The organism is Rhizobium sp. AC44/96, assembly GCF_001692185.1.
GTDB lineage: Bacteria > Pseudomonadota > Alphaproteobacteria > Rhizobiales > Rhizobiaceae > Rhizobium.
Window position 1 is genome coordinate 42,647 of the sequence record NZ_LXKO01000030.1, and the last position, 17,901, is coordinate 60,547.

Sequence of the window (17,901 nt, forward strand, 5' to 3'; positions counted from 1 at the left end):
TGTCGCTGGGAGCAGGTGGCGTATTGATACCAATTCACCAAAGAATTTTCAAAGACATAGAGGCGAAAATCCTGACCGGCGACTGGCGGCCGGGCGACCGCATCCCGATCGAACACGACCTGGTTGAGGAATATGGATGCTCCCGCATGACGGTTAGCAAGGCGCTTTCCACGCTCGTGGAACGCGGCCTTATCGTCAGGCGCCGGAAGGCCGGATCGTTCGTTGCCGCACCACAGATCGACCGCATGGTAATGGACATCCAGGACATCGGCACCGAAGCAGCTCTGGCCGGTTACGAGCATCGCTATGAGATACTGGTCCGAAAGATCGACACGCTCGCACCTGCCGAAGCGGCGCAGCTACAGAGCACGGCGGGAGCCGAGGTTCTGCGAATTCAGTGCCTCCATATCGTGGATGGCAAACCGACCGCGATCGAACGGCGAATTATCCTGCTGGATACCGTACCGCAGGCACGGGACGAGAGCTTTGCCGACGTGCCCCCCGCGAAATGGCTTTTGTCACAGGTGCCTTGGTCGAAGGCTAGGCATGTAATCCGCGCTGTATCCGCCGACGCAACAACGGCCCGGGTGCTGCAGATCGGTCGCGGAGAGCCCTGTCTCAATCTCATCCGCCAGACGTGGCAGAACGACCGCTTGGTCACTTACGTCGAGATCACGCATCCCGGCGAGCGTTTCCAGTTTGCAGGCGTCTTCCATCCTGCAGAGACACTTGTTTCTCGTCACCAATCGTAGCGAGGCTTCCCGATGACCGACGAGCAGCACTTCAGGGCGGTTCCGCTTAAAGGCTTGCAGGCATTCGAGGCGGTTGGTCGCTGCGGAAGCGTTACGGCGGCCGCGACGGAGTTGAACGTCTCTCCGGGCGCCATCAGCCAGCAGATACGGAAAATCGAGAGCTTCCTCGGCGTAACACTCCTGGAACGCAGCGGCCGGACGGCCGAACTGACGCTCTGGGGCAGGCTTTACCACCGGGAGATTTCCAAGGGTTTCGAGCAATTTGCCGCCGCCGAGCAGATCCTCGCACGAGCGCGCAACGAGAACGCGCTGGTGCTGAGCGCGTTGTCGTCTGTTGTCAACAAATGGATCGGCCGGCGCATTTTCGATTGGCAGGCGCTCCATCCCGATGCGCATGTCAGGGTGACGGGCCGGGACCGCGAACCCCGCATGGGATTTGACGAGGTCGACTTTCGCGTGAGCTACGGCTCCGACGTGCTCCAGCACGACCACTATACAGAGCTGTTCCGCGACTGGGTCGTGCCCGCCTGCTCCCCTGCCCTAATCGACGCCAAGACTGTGCCGGCTTCCGCGCTGCTTCGCTATCCGCTGCTTCATGTCGAATGGGAACGGCATTTCACGCCCTACCCCAGTTGGGCGGAATTTGCCGAGAAAGTCGGCGTCCAACTCAAGGAGACCGCCCCGGGGCTTTCCTTCACCCTGTCGAGCAGCGCTATCGATGCGGCCGTCAACAAGCGCGGCGTCGTCCTTGCCCAGAGGTCGATGATTGCGGATGAGCTCGAGGCGCAGACTCTGGTCATCCCCCTCGATGTCAGGATCCCGCTCCGGGAAAGTTACTTCCTCGCCTGGGATCGTTCCGCGCTACAGAAGCCGTTCGGGACAGAGTTCCGCGACTGGGTTATCGCCATCTCCCGGCGACAGGCGACCGTCTCGGCACCCTCCACTCTTTAGAAAAACTAAAACGGAAGATAGCTTGCGCGATATTGATGAAAAAAGCCGCGCGGCGTTAATTTGCGCATATCGATGATGATCAGCCTCAGGAGGGCTTAATGGCGCGAACCGACAAGATGAAACTCGGCACCTTCGTCTACACGTTCGGTTTTCACCCGGCCTCCTGGCTTCACCCTGCCAGCAGTGTCCACGGCGCCAATGATTTCAGCCACCTTCTGGATGTCGCCAAACGCTCGGAAGCAGCGAAACTCGACTTCATGTTCATGGCGGATTCACCGGCCGCTGCCGTCGGCGATCCTGATGCGCTTGCGCGGATCCCGACGAAAATGAACCGCTTCGAGCCACTTTCCTTGCTCTCGGCTCTTTCGGTCACGACCGAAAACCTCGGCTTGGTGGCAACGGTCTCGACCAGCTACTACGAACCGTACAACGTCGCGCGCCTCTTCGCCTCCATCGATCATCTGAGCGGCGGTCGCGTGTGCTGGAACGTCGTAACCTCCGACCATGACGAGACGGGTTACAACTTCAATCGCGAAGGGCTCGACCCGCACGCACTACGCTACGAGCGCGGCAATGAGTTCGTCGACGTGGTCTTCGGGTTGTGGGACAGCTTCGAAGACGGCGCCCTGCTCCTCGACCGCGAGAGCGGCGTCTACTACGACAAGACCAAACACCACACGCTGAACCACAAGGGGAAGCACTTCCAAGTGCGCGGTCCGCTCAACATTGCGCGCTCGCCGCAGGGTCGCCCCGTAATTGCGCAAGCCGGCGGCTCTGAGCCCGGCATGGACATGGCCGCCCGTACGGCAGAGGTCGTCTTCAGCCTGGCATCCAACATCGAGCGCAACAGGACCTTTTACGACAACGTCAAGCGCCGCATGCCGGCCTACGACCGCAACCCCGATGATCTGAAGATCATGCCAGGCGTGGTCCTGAACGTCGGAGAAACCCAGGCCGAAGCGCAGTCAAAGGTCGACTACCTGATCGACAAGATGCATCCCGATGTCGGGCGCCTGATGCTCTCGGAATTCCTTGAAGCCGACCTGCGCGGCGTCCCGATGGACAAGCCTTTCCCGATGGACAGACTGCCAGAAACGCCGAAGGGCTCGCGCGCGCTGTTCGACGAACTCGTCGATTTCGTGAAGAGCGGACGCACCGTCGGCGAACTGGTGCGGCACTATGCCGAAAAGCACACGGGCAACGGCATTACGGGCACACCGGTTCAGATAGCCGACTTCATGGAAGAATGGTTCGAGACACGTGCGGCCGACGGCTTCATCCTGATGTTCCCCACGTTGCCCGCAAGTCTCGACGATTTCGTGAAGCTCGTCCTGCCGGAACTGCGCCGCCGCGGCCTGTTTCGCGAGGAGTATGAAGGTAAGACTCTTCGCGAGAATCTGGGGCTTTCCATGCCGGCCAATCGGTTTGCGGGCATCAATTCGCAGCGTTGAACGCGGAGGTAGGCAGATGGACCAGATCGCGAAGACGGTGTTTACCGTCGATCAATCGGCTTTCAAGATGTCGATGCGACAACTGGCGGGAGCCGTGAGCGTCATCACCGTCGGCGAACACGAGGAACGCACGGGCTTCACCGCCACGTCGGTATCGTCGCTATCCGCTGACGTTCCGTCCGTCATCGTCAGCGTCAACCGGACTTCGTCTTCCTGGCCAATGCTCGAAAAGTATCGCCGCTTCTGCGTCAATGTGCTTGCCGCCGATCAACAGCATGTTGCCCAGTCCTTTGCCGGCTTCGATGGACGGCGAGGCATCGACCGGTACACAGGTGGCACCTGGTATCACCTTGCCACGGGCACGCCAGCGCTGCGAGATGCCTTGACGGTCCTCGACTGCGAACTCGACGCGGTGATGAACCATCACTCGCACGCGATCCTGATCGGTCGCGTCTGCGCGATCGACACCAGAGAAGACATGGAACCGCTACTCTACTGGCGCGGGGGCTATCGCCGGCTATCAAACGGCATAGCGACGACTTCCTGAAGTTCTGGTTTGCGCGAAGGAGATGGTTCTACGCGCAAAACCGTATTCACTGCCCTCAGGCCGCGTCCGGGCGATGAAGCGTCTTGACCTCTAGGAAGTCCTCCAGACCGAACATGCCGCCCTCGCGACCGTTCCCGGACTGCTTGTAGCCGCCGAAGGGACTGCCATAGCGATGGGGGGCGCCATTAATGTGCACCATGCCGGCGCGAAGGCGTGCGGCCACGCGTTCCGCTCGTTCCGGATTGCCGGTCTGGACATAGGCGGCGAGACCGTAGTTGGTGTCATTGGCAATCGCGATCGCCTCCTCCTCGGTCTCGAACGGCATGATGGCCAGCACCGGCCCGAACACCTCCTCACGGGCGATACGCATCGTGTTGTCGACATCCGCGAAAATCGTCGGTTTTACGAAATAGCCCGTCTCGAAACCCTCGGGCTTTCCAGCGCCGCCGACAAGCACTCTTGCGCCATCGGCAATTCCCGCCTCGATCAAGGCCTGGACGCGACCGAACTGGATATCGCTGACCAGCGGACCAATGTGCGTCCCCTCTTCCGCGGGATTGCCGACAGCAACCTCCCGACCCACGCGCTCGGCAATTTCAACGGCCTTGCCGTAAACGGACTTCTGCACCAGCAGGCGCGTTGGTGAATCACAGGACTGGCCGGAGTTGTTGAAGCACTCCAGTACGCTGCCGGTGATACGATCTTCCAGATCAGCATCTTCGAAAACGATATTCGGAGATTTACCGCCGAGTTCCAGCGTGACGCGCTTGACGGTATCGGCGGCATCCTTGCTGACTGCAATCCCGGCGCGGGTCGAGCCGGTGAAGGACATCATCTCGACATCCTTGTGCTTTGAGAGTGCGGCACCGGCATTCAGGCCGTCGCCGTTGACGAGATTGAAAACGCCGGCCGGGAACCCGGCTTCATGCACCATCTCCGCATAGAGCATGGCGTTCAGCGGCGTAAATTCGCTTGGCTTCAGGACGCAGGTCGAGCCAGTGGCCAAAGCCGGGACAACCTTGAGCGCAATCTGGTTGATCGGCCAGTTCCAGGGTGTGATCAGCCCGCAGACGCCGATCGGCTCCCGCAACAACACATCACCGTTCGGCAGGACTTCGCGCATGGAAATGGTCTTCAGCGCGTCGATGAACCCTTGGAGATGGCCGACACCAACATCAGCCTGCTGCTCCCGGCTCATGGTCAATGGCGCGCCAAGTTCCAGCGTTATCGTCTGCGCCATTTCCTCGTAGCGGCGCTTGTAGATCGCGAGCAGCTTTTCCAAGAACGCAAGGCGCTCTTCGACGCTGGTACGGCTGTAGCCGGCAAATGCCGTCTTGGCGGCAGCAACCGCCCGATCAATATCGGCGGCGGTTCCCATGGAGATCACAGCCACCGGCTTTTCCGTGGCCGGGTTCAGGACGTCCAAATCGTTGGCGGCAAGCGGCGCCACCCATTCTCCGTTGATGTAGAACTTCCGCTTGTCGAGCATGGTGTGTCCTCTCAAGACTGTTTCTGTTTTTTGTTGAGCCAATCGCTGATCAGTTGCCGGTAGCGCTCGCCGCTGAAGCTTGGAAAGTGCCCCCCATGAACCACGCGGGCCGGGATCGTCAGCAGCCGTTCCATCGATGCGAGGTAGTCGTCGGCATTGGCGTGGTAGGTGTCCTCGATCAACGGCCCGTCGTAAAGGATGTCGCCGGAAAACAGGATCTCAGTTTCCTTTTCCCACAAGGCGATGCCTCCTGGGGAGTGGCCGGGCGTGTGGATCACCTCGAACGTCCTGTCTCCAAGGTCGATCACATCGGCATCGTTGAGAATGCGCGTCGCCGGCGCCCCGCGAACCGCATAGCACTTTGAACAATAAGGCTCCGGCGGCAGGGCATCAAAGATCTCGTCGGTGACGTAAGGGTCGGCAAGCGTATTGGCCCGCGTCGGATTGGCGAGCAGCTCCGCCTCGGCGGAATGCACCGCACGGCATTCGAATTCGTGATGGCAGCCGATATGGTCGAAATGCGTGTGGCTCGCGACGGCAATCAGGTCGCGCTCGGTGACAAGCGGCACCCATTCACGGAGCGAGACCACGCCCATCCCGCTGTCGACCAGCATGTCCCGGTCACGCCCCCTGATATGCCATATGTTGCAGCGGTAAAATTCCTGAATGTAAGGCTCCGAGATCGCGGTGACGTCGTCTTCCAGACGTCGCAACGCATACCATTTGCCGGGATCGATACGCTCCATCAGATCAGTTTCCGCCGCCATGTGCCGGCAAGGCTACGACATCGGACGCAGTGACGGCAAGCGCAACGCTTTGCCCTTCCACAACGCCCGCCGATTGCGGCATGTGCGCGACGATCGCAAGCTCCGGCGCGGTCAAGGGTTTCAGGTGGCAGCGATAGTGGGTCCCGAAAAAGGCTCCGGCGGTCACCGTTGCCTGGCCAAGCGCCGTCGCCGCCTCGGTCGCGGCGTCGCCGCGGCGGAAATGCTCCGGCCGGATGCACAAGGTCACCCTCTGCCCTTCCGTCGGCGCGGCGGCCGTGAAGCTTCGGTGCGCGAGAACGAGGTCGCCGATGGCCGTCTCGACCTTGGCGCTCGCCGCATCGACTGCCTTGACGGTGCCGGGAACGAAGTTCACTTCTCCCATGAAGCCGGCGGAAAACAAGGAGCGCGGGCGCATGTAGATTTCCGATGGAGGGCCGAGGTCTTCGATGCGCCCCTGGTTCATCACCACGATCCGGTCGGCGATCGCCATTGCCTCTTCCTGGTCGTGCGTCACGTGGACGAAGGTCGTACCCACCCGCTTCTGGATCGCCTTCAGCTCATCCTGCATCTGGCGACGAAGCTTGAGATCGAGAGCACCGAGCGGCTCGTCGAGCAGCAACACATCCGGGTCGACCGCAAGCGCCCTTGCCAGCGCCACGCGCTGGCGCTGGCCACCCGACAGTTCGTGCGGTCGCTTGTCGGCGGAGGACTTAAGGCCGACAAGGTCGAGAAAGCCTTTGGCCCGCTCTTCGCGCTCGGTCTTGGCGACGCCGCGCATTCTCAGCCCAAAGCCGACATTGTCCTTGAGCTTCATATGCGGAAACAGCGCGTAATCCTGGAACATGGTCGTCGTCGGCCGCCTGGCGGGCGGAACGTTGGTCATGTCCTTGCCGCCGATTGTGATCCGACCCTCGGTCGGCAAAAGGAAGCCGCCCAGAATGGAGAGCAGCGTTGTCTTGCCGCAGCCGGACGGTCCGAGCAGCACGATGAATTCGCCGGCTTCGATATCAAGCGAAACATTGTCGAGCGCGGTGAAGGCGGCAAAGGTCTTCGTGGCGTTTGCGATGGAAACCGGAGCGGTCATGATTTCTTTGTCCTTCCGAACAGGCAGAGTTCCAGAACGATCAGCACCGTGACCGACACGAGAAACACCAGCGAGCCGATGGCATTGGTTTTTGGATTGAGGCCAGAGCGAAGCAGGCTCCAGATCTCGACGGGGAGCGTGACGTCGAAGCGAGACAGCAGAAAGGCGATGATGAACTCGTCCCAGCTGAAGGTCACGGACAGGAAGAAGGAGGCGAGCAGCGAAGGCATCAGCATCGGTGCAGTTACCAGCATCATGACCTTGAGATCGCTGGCGCCGAGATCGCGTGCCGCTCGCTCGATGTTGATGTGGTGATCACCCATCGAGGAATAAATGATGGCAAAGCAGAGCGGTAGATTGATGACCACATGGCCGATCCCCACCGTCCAGAGGGAGAGGCCGATGCCGAGTGTATTTAGCACTGTCAGCAGTCCCAACGCGATGATGAGGTAGCTCACCGTCATCGGCGCGATGAGCAGACCGCGCTGGAGCGCTGAACCCGGCAATTTGTAGCGGGCCAGCGCATAGGCGGCGAGGAACCCGAGAACGCAGGCGACCAGCGAGGATATGGTCGCGACCAGAAACGAGTGAAGCAAGGCCGACATCAGCTTGCGGTCGGCGAAGACCGCCTCGTACCATTGCAGCGAGAACCCGTTGAACGGCGGCACCGGCAGACGGCCATCCTGGAACGAGAAGAGCACCAACACCACGACGGGCAGGAAGATGAACCCGAAGATCAGCAGGGCATAGGTCGTGGAAACGAACGTCGTTATCCTGTCGCGCATCGTCAAGCCCTTTCGATCTTCAGCCAGCGAGCGCATGCGATATAGGCGACCGTCACGGCGAGCATGAGGATGATCGAGAGCGCCGCCGCCATCGGAAAGTCGGCCCGGCGTCCGAGCTGCAGCATGATGATCTGCGGCAGCACAAGCTCGTTGTTGCCGCCGAGGATCTGCGGCGTGACGTAGTCTCCAATGCAGAGCACGAAGGTCAGGAACGCCCCCGTCATGATACCGGGGATCGTCAGCGGCAGGATCACGTGCCAGAAGGTCTGCAAAGCGTTTGCCCCGAGATCCGCGGCCGCGCGGCGGTAATTTGGCGGAAGCTGAACGAGGTTGGCATAGATCGTCAGCGTCAGGAGCATGACAAAAAAGTGTACGAAGCCGATGACTGTCGCGGTGCGATTGCTGGCGAGTTCCAACGGCTCGCTGATCAAGCCGCTCTGCATCAAAGCCTGATTGATGACGCCATTGCGGGACAACACCAGCAGCCACGAATAGGAACGCACGACATAGGATGTCCAGAACGGAAGAACCGCGAGGATGAGTGCCGTTCGTTGGAAACGCTGCGGCACGCGTTCGGCAATGATCCAGGCAAGCGGATAGGCCAGGAGCACCGAAAGGACGGTAACGATCGCGGTTATCTCCAGCGAATTCGTCAGGCCCTTGAACAGCGCGTCCTTTTCGAAAAAGGCGACGTAGTTGCCGAGGTTCCAAACGCGCACGATGGAGCCGCCCTGCTGGGCCCAGAGGCTCATCGCCGCCATGAAGAGGAAAGGCGCCACGAAGAAGGCAAGCGTCCAAAGAAGCGCAGGCGCAACGAAGCCCCACGCCTTGCGACGCTCCGTATCTTCAAGGGAAAGGCTGGCCATGCCAAAACTCCGTCCTGCCTCTCCCGCATGGCGGGAGAGGGTCATGGTAAGGCGTTGCGGAAAGATCGATGCTTACTGCTGCAGCATCTCGGTCCAGACATCCTGCATCTTGGCGTCGAGTTCGGCGCTCGGAATTGGATAGAGCTGGGTGCGCTTCAGATAGTCTGCCTGTTCGTTCCAGCGCAGCGCCGTCTTCTGCTCATCGGTCAGGTGGGCGCCGGCCTTCTCGTTGGCAGGCATTGCCCAGTAGCATGAGGAGGTCGCAAGCCGTGCCTGGCCTTCCGGACTGACGATATACTGCACGAACTTGAGCGCCAGGTCCTTCTTGGTCGAGTCCTTCATGACGCCGATCGACTGCGCCCAACGCACGGCACCCTGATCAGGAATGACCCAGTCGAGGTTGGGCTTGTCCTTGACCAGACCGGCGGTCAGCCATTCTCCACCGCCGAAGACGATATCGACTTCGCCCGTGGCCAACGCCGTCTGCGACGAGACGACATCGCTCACCTGCTTGGAGTTTTTCTTCAGCGCGAACAGCTTGTCCTTGATCGCCGGCATATCGGCGTCCTTCAGGTCGGCCGTGGCCTTTCCGAGATCGATGCCAGTCAGGCCGATCATCGGCAGGTAATAGTCGTAGACTGCAATGCGGCCCTTGTACTTGTCGGACCAGAGCTTCGACATGTCTTTCATGTCAGCCGGATCGACCTTAGTCTTGTCGTAGGAAACCGTGTTGTAGCCGAACTTTTCGGTAACGGCGTAGGTCTTGCCGTCCCGCGTGTTGTTGGCTTCCATCCTGACCTCCGGGAAGAGGTCCGCATTCGGAAGAGCATCGGCCGGGATCTCGGCAAGAATGTCCTTGTCGACCGCGCGCTGCACATCAACGCCATCGATGACGAGAACATCCCAGTCACCTGGACGGGACTGGTCGATGATCGACAGTCCCGCACCCGTACCTTCGTAGTCCTTTAGGTTGACCTTGACGTTGTTGGCCTTCTCGAACGGCTCGATCAGCGCGGGATCGGTGTGATCGCACCAGACGAGCGCGTTCAGCTCCTCCTGGGCGAAGACCGGCGCGGGCGCCAAGGCCGCGGATGCCGCACCGAGCGAGAGCACGGCGACGGATGACAGGAATTTACGCGCAAATGCGCCTGGAAACGCTTGGATCATGATGTTGCCCTCTGGTCAGCGACGCTCGTCTTGGCGCCTTCACAAAAAAGATTGAATGAGTTCATTTTTTAAGTCAATATGAATTTTGAAGGTATTCATAATTTGAAGAGAGCTGCAAATGACGGGGCTGCGCGCAAGGCAGAAAGCTGATCGGAATCGTCGCATTCTGGAAGCCGCGACGGGCCTTTTTCGTGAGGTCGGCTACGACAGCGCGCGTATCGAGGACATCGCCGAGCGCGCCGAGGTTTCTGTCGGAACCTTCTACAATTACTATGAGAACAAGGGTGATATCCTCGTGGCTGCGGTCTCGATGGAAGTCGAGGAGGTTCTGGAATCCGGCAAGGCAATCGTCGAGAACCCGCCTTCAGCAACACTCGACGCACTACAGGCGCTGATCGGCCAATATTTCGATCACTCGCTGGTCTATCTGAGCAAGGAGATGTGGCGAACGGCGATGGCCACCTCGATCCAGCAGCCCGACAGTCCCTTCAGTCGCCGGTACACCGAACTCGATGGCCGGCTCTGTGACCAGGTTTCCATGCTGATGCAGAAGCTGCAGCTACGCGGCGCCGTTATGCCAGGGATCGATGCGGTTGCCGTGGGCCAAATGGCCTTCAACAACCTCAACATGATGTTCATCGAATTCGTCAAGGACGAGGCGATGACGTTGGAAACGCTGAAGGAACGTGTCGCGCGGCAAAATCGCCCGCTCGCACTCCTGATCAGCAGCCCCAGAATTCAATAAAAATACGGGAGACAGGGATGGAACAGCAACAACAAGCCGTGCTCGCGGCGGCCGATCGGCTTGTCGACGCTTTCGGGCGGCATGATCGCGACAGCTACTTCGCGGCATTCGCACCAGAAGCGACATTCGTTTTTCACAATCTGGATCGCGCACTGCGCAACCGCTCAGAGTACGAGGCGGAATGGGAACTGTGGGAGACCAGAGACGGCTTTCGCGTGAGGGGGTGCCGTTCGAGCGACCGCCATGTGCAGCTGGCGGGACCGATCGCCATCTTTACCCACAGCGTGGAAACGGACCTTTCGTTCAACGGCGAACCGACGACAAGCACGGAGCGGGAAACGATCGTTTTTGAACAGCAGGCAAGTGGCAAATGGATTGCGATCCACGAGCATCTGTCGCCGCGCGCCTGACATCCGCGCCCCAAGACACCACCTGAATTCGACTGACCAGACGTGCTAAGTACCGCTTAGAAGAAGGATTAAGTGCATGGTTGATTTGAAGAAACACCTGGAAGAGCTGCGCAGCAGGTTCGCGGACAGCGCGGAGTTCTTCGATCCGCGGTTTCGCAAGGTAGCAGAGAAGATCTTCAAGGGCGGCACGCGCGCCGCACCTTACTCCGGCATTTCGACCTTTGCCGGCCTGCCCTATCGCGAGGTGGATTTCTCGGCTCCCGATTTCGGCGATCTGCAGGTTGCAGCGATCGGCGTTCCGATGGATCTCGGGGTCAGCAACCGCCCGGGCTCACGGTTTGGACCGCGCGCCGTTCGCGGCGTCGAGCGGATCGGCCCCTACAATCACGTTCTTGATTGCGCCCCGGCCTACGACCTGCGGGCCGCCGACATCGGCGATGTGCCGTTTGGAAGCCGCTACCGGCTCGAGCAGTGCCACCAGAACATCGAAGCCGTCATCGGCAAGATCGTCGAAGCCGGTGTCATCCCGGTTTCGGTCGGCGGCGATCACTCGATCACCCATCCGATTCTAAAGGCAGTCGGCGCAAAGCGGCCAGTTGGACTGATTCACATCGATGCGCACTGCGATACCGGTGGACCGTTCGATCAGACGAAGTTCCACCACGGTGGACCGATGCGCAACGCAGTCCTTGATGGCGTGCTCGATCCGACCAGAACCATACAGATCGGTATCAGAGGCTCATCGGAATACCTGTGGGAATTCTCCTATGAGTCGGGAATGACCGTCATTCACGCCGAGGAAATTTCCGGCATGGGCATACCGGCGGTTATCGAAAAGGCGCGGAAGATCGTCGGCGACGGCCCAACCTACCTGTCCTTCGATATCGACAGTCTCGACCCGGCCTTTGCGCCTGGCACAGGAACTCCCGAAATCGGCGGGCTGACCACCCGAGAAGCGCTGGAGCTCCTTCGCGGGCTCCGGGGCCTCAATTTCGTGGGCGGGGACGTGGTGGAGGTCGCGCCACAGTATGACAGCACCACGAATACCGCTCAGGCAGGCGCGCAGGTCCTGTTCGAGATTCTGAGTCTGCTGGTTTTCAGTCCGGCGCTTGCGACGCGCTAACAAAACCGTGATCGAAACAATGCGCGCGCCGAGACTCTCTCGGCGGCGCAACCGTATTCCTACCGGTAACGTTGCAGTAGCCGATGCGGGCGCCGAAATAGCCGCGGCCGCCCTAAACACCAATCCTGAGGGCTAACAATTAGCCCTTGCCACCGCGTTTCAGCGGACGATATACCCCCTGCAGGGTTGGAGACGTTAAGGTGCTGTCTCCTGCCGGTGCCTGATGCGTGAATATGTCGAACGCAGGTAGGACGAAACTGATGGCATTTTGTTACGCTCGTGATTGCCTGTCGAGCACACCTTCCCGCACGAGTGAAATGCCGCTCGCTTGCCAAGCGAGCTTACGCTGCAGGACGAAACTCAGTTCCATTTGCTGTCCATCCGATTACTAAACCGCGCGGCGAACCTGCGCGACAAACAGCTCGTTCTCGTTCGCCGGCATCCAATGGGGCTATTCCGTGGATAACTCACCCAAATCACCATCATTGCTCAGCCGCCTGTGGCTATTTCTTCTGGGCGCAATCATCACGATTGCCGGCCTTTTCTTTGCCATCGGCGGCGGCAAGCTCGCCTCGCTTGGAGGCAGCTGGTATTTCCTGCTCGCCGGCATCGGCCTCATCATCTCCGGCCTCCTGATCGTTCGTCGCAGACCGGCAGGTGCTTTGCTGTTCGGTCTCGTCTTTGTCCTTACCGCCATCTGGGCGGTATGGGATGCAGGGCTTGAGTTCTGGCCGCTCATTTCGCGACTGCTCGCGATCGGTGTCGGCGCCGTCGTGGTCGCCCTCTCTTTCCCGCTGCTGCGTCGCTCGGTCGGTCGCACGCCTGCCTATGGCGCGTCCTTCGTCCTCGCCGCCATTCTGGCCGTTGGCTCCGCTGCAGCCTTTGTCGGTATGTTCATTCCTCACCCCACGGTAACGGCGACGGCTGCCCCGGCTTTGACGCCCGTCTCGCCTGACAAGGAACAGAAGAACTGGGAAAGCTACGGCAACACCCCCGGGGGCAGCCGGTTTGCAGCGCTTGACCAGATCAACCGCAACAACGTTTCCAAGCTGCAGGTCGCCTGGACCTACCACACCGGTGATATCCCGATCAGCCCGGGCGCCAACGGCGCCGAGGACCAGGAAACCCCGCTACAGGTCGGCGACACCGTATTCCTTTGCACGCCGCACAACAACGTGATCGCCCTCGACGCCGACACCGGCAAGGAAAAGTGGAAGACGGAGATCAACGCGAAATCATCCGTCTGGATGCGTTGCCGCGGCCTCGCCTATTTCGACGCCACGCGGTCGCTCGAGCAGCCGACGGCACCGGGCTCCACTCCCGTCACGCAAGTGACAGTCGCACCGGGCGCGCTTTGCGAACGCCGCATCCTGATGAACACGATTCAGGCGGAACTGATCGCGATCGATGCCGATACCGGCAAACTCTGCGAAGACTTCGGCAACAAGGGTCGTGTCGACCTGAAAGTCGGCATGGGCGACGCACCTGATCCCAACTACGTGCTGACATCGGCACCGACGCTTGCCGGCACTACGGTCATCGTCGGTGGCCGCGTCGCCGATAACGTCAGTGTCGATATGCCTGGCGGCGTCATGCGCGGCTTCGACGTCGTCACCGGTCAACTTCGCTGGGCCTTTGACCCCGGCAATCCCGACATCACATTGCTGCCGCCTGCCGGCAAGAGCTATACACGCTCGACCCCGAACGTTTGGGCGGCCATGTCCTACGATCCGGCTTCCAATACGGTGTTCATGCCCGTTGGAAGCCCCTCGGTCGACCTGTGGGGCATTACGCGCACGGCGCTTGATCACAAGTACGGCGCATCCATGCTCGCTCTCGATGCAACGACGGGCCGCGAGAAATGGGTGTTCCAGACCGTTCACAACGACCTGTGGGACTTCGACGTCCCGATGCAGCCGACGTTCATCGACTTCCCGGGCAAGGACGGTTCGACGGTACCTGCGCTCGTCTTCGGAACCAAGGCCGGCCAACTCTACGTATTGGACCGCGCAACCGGCAAACCGCTGACCGAGGTTCAGGAACAGCCCGTCAAACCCGGCACGATCCCCAATGAACCATACGCCCCGACGCAGCCGCGTTCGGTCGGAATGCCGCAGATCGGCGCCCAAACCCTGACCGAGTCCGACATGTGGGGCGCCACCCCGTTCGACCAGTTGCTGTGCCGCATCGCCTTCAAGGGCATGCGCTACGATGGGCTGTATACCGTACCGGACACCGATATCTCCCTCAGCTTCCCGGGTTCGCTCGGCGGCATGAACTGGGGCGGATTGTCTTCCGATCCAAACAGCAACTACATCTTCGTCAATGACATGCGGCTTGGCCTCTGGATACAGATGGTCCCGGCCGACCCGAAAAGCACTGCGACCAATAGCGGTGGCGAAAGCGTCAACACCGGGATGGGCCTCGTTCCGATGAAAGGTACGCCTTACGCGGTCAACAAGAACCGCTTCCTGTCGCAGCTGGGTATTCCGTGCCAGAAGCCGCCATTCGGCACGATGACGGCAATCGACATGAAGACCCAGAAGATCGCCTGGCAGGTTCCAGTGGGCACCGTTCAGGACACCGGGCCGCTGGGGATCAAGATGGGATTGCCGATCCCGGTCGGCATGCCGACGCTGGGCGGCACGCTGGCAACGCAGGGCGGACTGGTGTTCATCGCCGGGACGCAGGACTATTACCTGCGCGCCTTCAACTCGGCGACCGGTGAGGAAGTCTGGAAGGTCCGCCTGCCGGTCGGCAGCCAGGGCGGCCCAATGACCTACAAGTCGCCCAAGACCGGCAAGCAGTATGTCGTCATCTCCGCCGGTGGCGCCAGACAGTCGGACGACCGGGGCGACTATGTAATCGCCTACGCGCTTCCGAACTGAAGCCACGAGACGTCAATGGGGGCCGCACCTGCTGGCCCCCATCCCACCCGGCACGGTTGACTCGACACGAGCCACAGCCGAAAACGCAGGAAGGCATGTTCCGGACTGCGAATTCCTCATGACAGATAAGCGCCCTACCCTCCCGCCGCTCAATGCACTGAGAGCCTTCGACGCGTTGGCGCGGTGCGGAAGCCTGAGAGCAGCCGCAAGCGATCTGGGTGTGGTGCCCGGCGCCGTGCGCCAACAGCTTTCCAGCCTGGAAGAACATTTCGGAGTACCGCTCTTCAATCGCGATGGCGGACGCGTCAGCCTGAACGATACCTCGCGCCGGCTTGCGGACGCTGTCGGTGTCGCCTTTGCGATCATAGCGAGGGCTGCCGACGAAGTATCGCCGCAGGGGCAGCGATCGAAGCTCAGGGTCGGCGTTCCGATGCCGATGGCAGCAGCATGGTTCATACCCCGGCTCCCTCGTATTCTGGCGGAGGTGAAATCGCTTGAAATTCAGGTTGTTCCCGTGCCGGTCAGCCTGAGCCTGACGGATGCGGCGGATATCGACGCGCTCATCGCAGGCGGCGAATACCGGCCCTTGCCCGATATCTCTGCCACCCAATTCATGAACGATGAGTTTGGACCGGTCGGAAGCCCGGAGGCGATCGAACAACTCGGCCTGGGTCTCGACGCCGGCACCGCCATCATTGCCAGGGACGTAAGCTACCTCTGGGACGACTGGTTCCGTGAAAGCGGCACCACGCCCGTGCGCTTTCAGAGGCGTACCGAATTTAACGACCTGATGCTTGCAATCAGCGCCGCCAAGGCGGGACTCGGCCTGACCATCGCCCCGCGAGCATCGATCGAAGCGGATCTGGCCGCAGGCACGTTGATTGCACCCTTCGGCTTCTCCGCCCGGCCCGCCGGCTATCGTCTCTGCTGCCGGGCGGTGGACCGTGATCGCAAGGCGATTGCGGCGTTGCGCGCCTGGCTCGTTGCCGAAGGGAAAGCAGCAAATCTGCGCGTGGAGACACTTTAATGTCCCTGTGCGAGAGCACCGCGAATTGGTTATGACGCTTTGACGGCAACCGGGCCGATTGGCCATGAAAGGCAATACTGCATGCTGCGTTGGGGTATTCTGGGAACGAGCTTTATCTCCCATACGGTCGCTGATGCCATCAGCGCCAGCGATGGCTCGCAAATCGTCGCGGTTGCCGGTCGCGATCCCGCGCGTTTGGCCGAGTTTGCAGACCAGCACGCCATCGCCAGACGCTATTCGACTGTGAACGCCTTGGTCGACGATCCGGATATCGACGTAGTCTATGTTGGCCTGCCCAACAATGTCCACCACGAGGCGGTCATCGAGGCTGCGGCAAAAGGAAAGGCCGTGCTTTCAGAGAAATCACTGACCACGACGATGGCCGAGGCGCAGGCGCTGGCCGCCGCGGTCCGTGAATCGGGGATCTTCTTCCTCGAGGGGTTGATGTATCTCAGCCATCCCATCATTGCCGAACTCGGCGGCATCATACGGTCGGGACGACTTGGGACCGTCCGCTCGATTGCCGGCCTCTACGCTGCCGACATCTGTAAGCTCGTCAATCCTCTCGGCAAGGGTACGCTCTACAACCTGGGCTGCTATCCGGCCTCATTGTTGCAATACGTCGTTCAGACCGCCTTCGGTCCGCAGGCTTTCGCGGATCGCTCGGTATCCGCTCACGGCAATATCTCGTCGCATGATGGCAACATCTGCGATGCCTCCCTGTCGGTCCGCTTCGGCAACGGGACGCTCGCCACGCTGCAGTCGACGGACAGTTACGGCATGTCCTTCGACTTTGTCGTGCGAGGCGACCTCGGATCAGTGCGCTTCCGGACAAACCCATGGCTGCCGACCGCCGGCGACAATATCCTGGAGATCGAGGACTATGGCCGACCGCCCGAGCAGATCCGTGTCCCGTCCGATTTCGACGCGTTCGGACATCAGGTCCGCCTAGTCGAGCGATGCATTGCCGAGAGATTGAGGGAAGCACCTCGCCCCTCTCCACGACTGAGCGATTCCATTGAAATCATGGAATTGCTGACCGACTGGGAAAACGCGATCCGGGCGCCTGCCACCTAGAACGACAGGTCGAGCGCCCGCCCTTCAAACAGGCGATCCCTCGAGCCCTCAAGGTGGGACTGCATCAGATTGCGGGCGTCATCCGACCTGCCTTCGGCGATCGCCTTGTAGATCGCGTTGTGTTCCTGAAAGACCTGCTCGAGACCGGGACGTGGCCCGAGCAGCGACAGCCCGTGCAGATGCATGCCAACCGCGATATGCGCCTTCAGCGCATCGATCGAGGCCGTATAGTAGTGGTTGTTCGCTGCTTCCGTCACGGCACGGTGAAAATTAAAGTCGGCGTCCGTGCGATGCAGCTGATGGCTCGTCGCTTCACGAAGGTCGGCCAGTGCTGCAGCAATCTTCTGGATCGCGGCCTCATCGCGTCTTTTGGCAGCGAAATAAGCGGCGGCCGGTTCGATCGTCAGGCGGAACTCATAACAGCGCTGGATATCCGCGATGGTCTTTACGGGTGAATAGGACAACTGCGTCGTCGGCGAACCGTGCGCGCTGACGAAGGTGCCCGCACCCTGCCGTGCATAGACCATCCCCTGGTCGCGCAGCCGAGCCAAGGCATCGCGAACGATCGGGCGGGAAACGCCGAGCAGCGAGGCGAGCTCGTGTTCGCCGGGAAGGCGCGAATCCGGCGGATAGTTACCGGACTTGATGCGCTCCAGCAGCTGATCGAAGACACGATCGACCAGCTTGACGGCTTTGCCGCGCTCCGGCTTCGCCGCCGCTGTCACTTGCGCGCCTGCCGATGCGCCATTTGCTTCGTCCACTTTCATTCTCC

17 protein-coding genes are annotated in these 17,901 nt (G+C 60.7%); 10 read left to right on the top strand and 7 right to left on the bottom strand.

Annotated features, from left to right (window positions below; genetic code table 11):
• The first annotated feature begins 23 nt into the window (after window positions 1–23).
• From A6U87_RS20020 to A6U87_RS20035, 4 genes are all read left to right on the top strand, one after another.
• Window positions 24–752 (top strand): UTRA domain-containing protein, encoded by a 729-nt coding sequence (locus A6U87_RS20020; protein ID WP_065693371.1) that lies wholly within the window; start codon window positions 24–26, stop codon window positions 750–752.
• A 12-nt stretch (window positions 753–764) separates the two neighbouring features.
• Window positions 765–1,703: a LysR family transcriptional regulator gene (locus tag A6U87_RS20025; protein WP_065693062.1), complete on the top strand. Its 939-nt coding sequence runs from the start codon at window positions 765–767 to the stop codon at window positions 1,701–1,703.
• A gap of 98 nt (window positions 1,704–1,801) precedes the next feature.
• The gene (locus A6U87_RS20030) at window positions 1,802–3,154 is read left to right on the top strand and encodes an LLM class flavin-dependent oxidoreductase (RefSeq protein WP_065693063.1); all 1,353 of its coding nucleotides are present in this window, start codon (window positions 1,802–1,804) and stop codon (window positions 3,152–3,154) included.
• Window positions 3,155–3,170: 16 nt separating this feature from the next.
• Window positions 3,171–3,701, top strand: coding sequence for a flavin reductase family protein (locus tag A6U87_RS20035; RefSeq protein WP_065693064.1), 531 nt, complete (start codon window positions 3,171–3,173; stop codon window positions 3,699–3,701).
• Between the two features lie 55 nt (window positions 3,702–3,756).
• Here the strand turns inward: A6U87_RS20035 and A6U87_RS20040 are convergent, their stop codons facing one another.
• From A6U87_RS20040 to A6U87_RS20065, 6 genes are all read right to left on the bottom strand, one after another.
• On the bottom strand, window positions 3,757–5,190 hold the full coding sequence (locus tag A6U87_RS20040) for an aldehyde dehydrogenase family protein (protein WP_065693065.1): 1,434 nt from the start codon (window positions 5,188–5,190) through the stop codon (window positions 3,757–3,759).
• Window positions 5,191–5,201: 11 nt separating this feature from the next.
• A complete protein-coding gene (locus tag A6U87_RS20045; RefSeq protein ID WP_065693066.1) occupies window positions 5,202–5,936 on the bottom strand; it encodes an MBL fold metallo-hydrolase in 735 nt (244 codons plus the stop codon).
• A 4-nt stretch (window positions 5,937–5,940) separates the two neighbouring features.
• Window positions 5,941–7,041, bottom strand: a complete 1,101-nt coding sequence (locus A6U87_RS30720; RefSeq protein WP_065693067.1) for an ABC transporter ATP-binding protein — start codon at window positions 7,039–7,041, stop codon at window positions 5,941–5,943.
• On the bottom strand, window positions 7,038–7,826 hold the full coding sequence (locus A6U87_RS20055) for an ABC transporter permease (RefSeq protein ID WP_065693068.1): 789 nt from the start codon (window positions 7,824–7,826) through the stop codon (window positions 7,038–7,040). Before A6U87_RS20055 ends, A6U87_RS30720 begins: the two co-directional genes overlap by 4 nt.
• 2 nt (window positions 7,827–7,828) lie before the next feature.
• Window positions 7,829–8,692 (bottom strand): ABC transporter permease, encoded by an 864-nt coding sequence (locus A6U87_RS20060; RefSeq protein WP_065693069.1) that lies wholly within the window; start codon window positions 8,690–8,692, stop codon window positions 7,829–7,831.
• 72 nt (window positions 8,693–8,764) lie between these two features.
• On the bottom strand, window positions 8,765–9,859 hold the full coding sequence (locus tag A6U87_RS20065) for a spermidine/putrescine ABC transporter substrate-binding protein (RefSeq protein ID WP_065693070.1): 1,095 nt from the start codon (window positions 9,857–9,859) through the stop codon (window positions 8,765–8,767).
• 118 nt (window positions 9,860–9,977) lie between these two features.
• Here A6U87_RS20065 and A6U87_RS20070 point away from each other — a divergent pair, with 118 nt between their 5' ends.
• The 6 genes from A6U87_RS20070 to A6U87_RS20095 all read left to right on the top strand — a co-directional run bounded on the left by A6U87_RS20070 (window position 9,978) and on the right by A6U87_RS20095 (window position 17,129).
• Window positions 9,978–10,604, top strand: coding sequence for a TetR/AcrR family transcriptional regulator (locus A6U87_RS20070; protein ID WP_065693071.1), 627 nt, complete (start codon window positions 9,978–9,980; stop codon window positions 10,602–10,604).
• 17 nt (window positions 10,605–10,621) lie between these two features.
• Entirely contained in the window at window positions 10,622–11,014 is a 393-nt protein-coding gene (locus tag A6U87_RS20075; RefSeq protein WP_065693072.1) for a nuclear transport factor 2 family protein, read from the top strand.
• 76 nt (window positions 11,015–11,090) lie between these two features.
• Entirely contained in the window at window positions 11,091–12,137 is a 1,047-nt protein-coding gene (gene speB, locus A6U87_RS20080) for an agmatinase (protein WP_065693073.1), read from the top strand.
• A 458-nt stretch (window positions 12,138–12,595) separates the two neighbouring features.
• Complete coding sequence (locus A6U87_RS20085; protein WP_065693074.1) at window positions 12,596–15,025, top strand: glucose/quinate/shikimate family membrane-bound PQQ-dependent dehydrogenase; 2,430 nt, start codon at window positions 12,596–12,598, stop codon at window positions 15,023–15,025.
• A 118-nt stretch (window positions 15,026–15,143) separates the two neighbouring features.
• Window positions 15,144–16,052, top strand: coding sequence for a LysR substrate-binding domain-containing protein (locus tag A6U87_RS20090; RefSeq protein WP_065693075.1), 909 nt, complete (start codon window positions 15,144–15,146; stop codon window positions 16,050–16,052).
• Window positions 16,053–16,133: 81 nt separating this feature from the next.
• Complete coding sequence (locus A6U87_RS20095; protein ID WP_065693076.1) at window positions 16,134–17,129, top strand: Gfo/Idh/MocA family protein; 996 nt, start codon at window positions 16,134–16,136, stop codon at window positions 17,127–17,129.
• On the opposite strand, the gene A6U87_RS20100 is transcribed toward A6U87_RS20095, so the two are convergent.
• Window positions 17,126–17,896 carry a FadR/GntR family transcriptional regulator gene (locus tag A6U87_RS20100; protein WP_065693077.1) on the bottom strand — a complete coding sequence of 257 codons (771 nt, stop codon included), beginning with the start codon at window positions 17,894–17,896 and terminating at the stop codon, window positions 17,126–17,128. The two genes, A6U87_RS20095 and A6U87_RS20100, sit on opposite strands and share 4 nt — an antisense overlap.
• Between the last annotated feature and the right edge of the window lie 5 nt (window positions 17,897–17,901).